Origin of the sequence: Coleofasciculus sp. FACHB-712 (genome assembly GCF_014695635.1) — a bacterium.
Lineage (GTDB): Bacteria > Cyanobacteriota > Cyanobacteriia > Cyanobacteriales > FACHB-T130 > FACHB-T130.
Genome location: NZ_JACJOQ010000225.1, coordinates 1 through 5,076 on the forward strand (window position 1 = coordinate 1; position 5,076 = coordinate 5,076).

Here is a 5,076-nt window from a genome sequence, read left to right on the forward strand (position 1 = left end):
ATAGGAGTAAAAATTATATCCATCAGCAAATTGGATTGCCGGTTCTCCTTCGGCATGGAGGCGATTTTGGCTATCGAAAGAAATTTTCATCGGGCGTTCGCTGACTATATTTTGTGTATCAAAGTAGCGCCAAGTCCATCCTGCAAACTGCTGTAACTGCCAATAGGCTTGTCTTTGGGTGTCTCGGTCAATGCCATTCAAGGCAGCAATAGACTTAACGGTTTCCCTCGCTGATTCAAATTGAGAAGTTACAACTAAAATATCAATCTTTTCTGTAATTGGGCAGGTTTTCTGTAACAAATTAACCGGATATTTCAATAAATTAAGTTGGAGTAAAGTATATTCCTCCCAAGAATCTAATTCTGTAGCTCGTAAGTCTTGTAAAAATCCACTAGCGTCCTTGATTATTACTTGCTTTGATTCCGAATAAGTCTCTTCTAAAAACGATTCAGTTCTCATAGAGAATTGGATGGGACCTTCCACGCGATCGCGTCCGTTGGATTTAGCCTTATCTGTCTCAAGATCGGCTACTTTAATTAATTCCTGCCAGTTTAATTCAGGCTCTGGAAAGCAAACTACTACCCCCGCAGAGACAGTGCAACGATGAACGTAGTAATTCCGTCCTGCGTATAGTAGCTTAGCTCCTTCCCTAAGTTGCTCGGCTAGCCGCCTACAATCTTCTAGGGAGGTTTCTGGCAAAATTACTGCAAATTCATCACCTCCTTTGCGGCAGGCTATCGCTGAGTTAGGAATATTTCTTTGTAAGAACCTCCCCAATTCTTCCAGGAAGAAATTGCCTATTGAGGAACCAACCAAATTGTTGTACCTTTGAAACCGATCGATATCTAGCAGAATTAGACCTAATAATTGCTGACTTCTTTCTCGACATCCCTGCCACTGCAAGAATGCATACATATAACGCTGATTAAATAAACCTGTGCGCGGGTCGCGAAATATGTGGTTAAATTGCAAATCATCAATCAGGAGCTGGTTCATTTATTCGGTTTAGGCTGCTTTTACCACTTCTGCGGCTTCTTCTCGGTCGATTGGCTCGGTGGAAAGCGATCGCTTTCCACGTCTCCCGATAAACTGGAATCAGCGCTTTTTGTGACGTAAGTTTATCAATCTTAATCTGCGACATATCGCCATCCTTGAGGCTCGTATTCGCGCTGAATTCGCACCATCCAGCTGCCTTGGGGAATAGAAATCGCCTTATGCTCCTCGTGGGTTAAAGTTGCCGTCTCTGAGAAGACGCGCAGATAAAGGGTGCCATTTTTCTCGTATAGTTCCGCTTGTCCGTCGCTGATGCGGTGCTTGTGTCCCGTCACCTCGCCTTCTGCCAAAGTCAGGTGAGATAGCTTTTGCCCCTCGCTTTGCTGTGCGGGGAGCAAAATCACATCGCCTTGTCGAATGGGTTGCATCGGTTCTCCTCCAAATGCTGCTAAGCTGTTTCAGCCTGATGTTGGCATCCATTCTGGCACAACTCAAATACTTAGGGAGGTCGCCATTGCAATCCTCCATAAGTTAAACATTGAGATAGCTTTAAATTAAGTCTGGCGCGAACAACTCTCTTGCGAGCGGCTCTAAAAAAGCGAGTTATCTTTGGGAGAGCGAATCGTCCCTGGATGGGATTGACCGCCATTCTTGGAACCGGCTCTCGTCAAGCTTGGTACGCCAGAATCGAGACTTCAGTCGTCGGTTTTCCGCATAAAATCCTCTCAATCGCTCTTGACATCTGACATAAAGTATTTAAATTAACTGTTCAGCCCATCTGCTATTTCTCCAAGCTCCCATGTCAACCCTCGTTATCGTCGAATCTCCCACCAAAGCACGCACCATCAGTAAATTCTTGCCTTCCAGCTACCGGGTCGAGGCGTCGATGGGTCATGTACGCGACCTGCCCCAATCCAGCAAAGAAATTCCCGAAGCCTACAAAGGGGAAAAATGGGCGCAGCTGGGAGTAAATGTGGATGCGGACTTTGAACCCCTATATGTCGTCCCCAACGACAAAAAGAAAATTGTCACCGCCCTGAAAAACGCCCTGAAAGAGGCGGATGAATTGGTGTTGGCAACTGACGAAGACCGAGAAGGCGAAAGCATTAGCTGGCATTTGCTCCAGCTATTGAAGCCAAAGGTTCCCATCAAGCGAATGGTGTTCCATGAAATCACCAAAGAAGCCATCCGCGACGCTCTCAAGAACTGCCGTAATATTGATGAGCAGGTGGTTCGGGCTCAGGAGACGCGGCGGATATTAGACCGGCTGGTGGGATATACCCTGTCGCCGCTGTTGTGGAAAAAAATCTCCTATGGCTTATCGGCGGGACGGGTGCAGTCGGTAGCAGTACGGCTGTTGGTAAATCGAGAGCGCCAACGCCGAGCCTTCCGCCAAGGCAGTTACTGGGATCTCAAGGCAAGCTTGAACAAAGACAAAACACCGTTTGAAGCGCGACTTGTGGCTCTCAAAGGGACGAGAATTGCCACTGGCAGCGATTTTGATGAAGCCACGGGACAAATTATTGCCGGACGGAATGTGATTCTGCTTTCGGAAGCGGAAGCGCGAAGTTTAGAGGCGCGACTGGCAGATAAACCCTGGACGGTGGCTGACTTAGAAGAACGTCCGGTTACTCGCAAACCCTTACCGCCGTTTACCACTTCGACGCTCCAACAGGAGGCGAATCGGAAACTACATTTATCTGCCCGCGACACGATGCGAACTGCCCAGAGTTTGTACGAGCAGGGGTATATTACCTATATGCGGACAGATTCGGTGCATTTGTCGCAACAAGCGATCGCTGCCGCTCGTAGTTGTGTCGAGCAAATGTACGGCAAGCAATACCTCAGCCCCGAACCCCGCCAGTACACGACGAAAAGCAAGGGCGCTCAAGAAGCTCACGAAGCCATTCGCCCCGCCGGTAGCAGCTTCCGCACTCCCCAGGAAACCGGCTTAAGCGGTCGGGAATTCGCTCTATATGACCTGATTTGGAAGCGCACTGTCGCCACCCAAATGGCAGAATCTCGCCAAACTCAAATTACCGTGCAGTTGCAAGTCGAAGATGCCGGTTTTCGGGCTAGTGGCAAACGGATTGACTTTCACGGCTTCTTACGCGCCTACGTGGAAGGATCGGACGATCCCCATGCAGCACTAGAAGACATGGAAGTGATTTTACCAACTCTCAAAAAAGGCGATCGCCCGACCTGCAAAAAGTTAGAATCCATCGGGCACGAAACTCAGCCACCGGCAAGATACACGGAAGCTTCCCTCGTTAAGACCCTGGAAAGTGAAGGCATCGGGCGTCCCAGTACCTACGCCAGCATCATCGGCACGATTATCGAGAAAGGCTATGCCCAAATGAATGGCAACGCCCTCGTTCCTACCTTCACCGCCTTTGCCGTTACCAGTCTGCTAGAACAACACTTTCCCGATTTGGTCGATCCCAGCTTCACCTCCAAGATGGAGCAAACCCTAGATGAAATTTCCACTGGGGAAGCCAAATGGCTGCCATACCTGAAAAAGTTCTATCTCGGAGAAATGGGTCTGGCAACCCAAGTCAAGGAAAGGGAAAAGGGGATTGATGCTACATCTGCCCGTACTATCGAATTGGACGATCTCGGTGGGGCGAAAGTCCGGATTGGTCAATATGGCCCCTACATTGAAGCTGAAAAGGACTCTGGGCCAGTAAAAGCCTCGTTGCCTAAGGATCTGACCCCCTCAGACATCCACGCTGAGCTAATTGAGACACTGCTACAGCAGAAAACAGAAGGCCCCGATAAAGTCGGCTTGCATCCGGAAACCGGCGAACCGATTTACGTGCTGATTGGCACTTACGGCCCCTACGTCCAACTGGGTGATGCCACTGAGGAGAACAAAAAACCCAAACGCGCCTCTCTTCCGAAGGGGGTCACGATTGAGGACGTGACGCTGGATATGGCAGTTGGCTTGCTATCTCTGCCGCGGACTTTGGGCATTCACCCAGAAACTAACGGCAAAGTCCAGGCAGGATTGGGACGCTTTGGCCCTTACGTCGTCCACGACCAAGGCAAGGAAGGCAAAGAATATCGCTCCCTGAAAGCCAGTGACGATGTATTGACAATTGACATCGAACGTGCGGTCGAGCTGCTAGCTGAACCGAAAAAGGGACGCGGCGGGACTCGCAGCAAGTCTAAGGCACCGTTACGAGAACTGGGGACTCACCCGACTGATGGGGAACCCGTGAATATCTACGATGGCCCTTATGGCCCTTACATCAAGCATGGGAAGACGAATGCTTCTGTGCCAGAAGGGGAATCTGTGGAAGGGTTGACGATGGAAAAAGCGCTGGAAGCATTGGCAGCGAAGGCAGGTTCCACAACAAAATCTAGTCGCAAATCAACTACTAAGAGTGGAACATCTACCAAAAAGACCACAACTGGGAAGACAACCGCTAAAAAGACGACAGCAACCACTAGCACTAAGAAAAAATCTTAGTTTCTTGCCGGTGGCGGGAAGCGATCGCACTTCAATTTCGAGAAAAGAGCGATCGCTTCCCTTCAAAGAGTGTTAGACAAAGAGCGATCTCTCTTATCGTTGCAGAGGAGGGGGGCGTGAAGCGTGAGCTATCCCGTAGGAAATTGCCCACACTATAATTACTGGCATCTGTGGAAAGCTGGAGTCGTTCCCATGTCGTTACAAGAACTCAAAGAGCAAGCTTTTAATTTATCTGTGAGCGATCGCCTTGCACTGGTCAATGCTATTATTCAATCTCTGCAAGACACTCTCAACCCACAACCAAACCGAAAAACCCTGATTAACCAGATGCGAGGATTGCTGAAGACCGAGCAGTCACCACTAACTGATGCTCAAATTCAGGCAATCTTGGAAGAACGTCGGGTGGAGAAGTATCTCCAGTGAGAGTCCTGATCGATACTAATGTTGTTTTAGATTATTTACTGGAGCGAGAGCCGTTTTTGCAAGATGCAGAAGCATTAGACCTCTTGCACGAATCAGCTAACCAGAGCTAGCTCAAAGTTGATGATGCCTGCGAGTAGATGCACTCGGCGCGTAAAGTGCCGCCGTCGATTCCGATAGCGCTCAGCCAA

The 5,076-nt window shown here is 49.2% G+C and carries 5 protein-coding genes; 2 read left to right on the forward strand and 3 right to left on the reverse strand.

All coding sequences use genetic code 11. From position 1 onward, the window contains the following. From H6F50_RS06435 to H6F50_RS06445, 3 genes are all read right to left on the reverse strand, one after another. Positions 1–996, reverse strand: a 996-nt coding sequence (locus H6F50_RS06435; protein ID WP_190427658.1) for a diguanylate cyclase, incomplete at its 3' end; no start/stop codon positions are given. Then, positions 977–1,141, reverse strand: coding sequence for a hypothetical protein (locus tag H6F50_RS06440; RefSeq protein WP_190427661.1), 165 nt, complete (start codon positions 1,139–1,141; stop codon positions 977–979). The genes H6F50_RS06440 and H6F50_RS06435, both read right to left, overlap by 20 nt. Beyond that, a complete protein-coding gene (locus H6F50_RS06445) occupies positions 1,128–1,421 on the reverse strand; it encodes a hypothetical protein (protein WP_190427664.1) in 294 nt (97 codons plus the stop codon). The genes H6F50_RS06440 and H6F50_RS06445 overlap by 14 nt, the downstream gene beginning before the upstream one ends. 371 nt (positions 1,422–1,792) lie before the next feature. Here H6F50_RS06445 and topA point away from each other — a divergent pair, with 371 nt between their 5' ends. Both topA and H6F50_RS06455 read left to right on the forward strand, forming a co-directional pair. Then, a complete protein-coding gene (gene topA, locus H6F50_RS06450; protein ID WP_190427665.1) occupies positions 1,793–4,465 on the forward strand; it encodes a type I DNA topoisomerase in 2,673 nt (890 codons plus the stop codon). Positions 4,466–4,657: 192 nt separating this feature from the next. Next, positions 4,658–4,888, forward strand: a complete 231-nt coding sequence (locus H6F50_RS06455) for a hypothetical protein (RefSeq protein ID WP_190427668.1) — start codon at positions 4,658–4,660, stop codon at positions 4,886–4,888. The last annotated feature ends 188 nt before the right edge of the window (positions 4,889–5,076 follow it).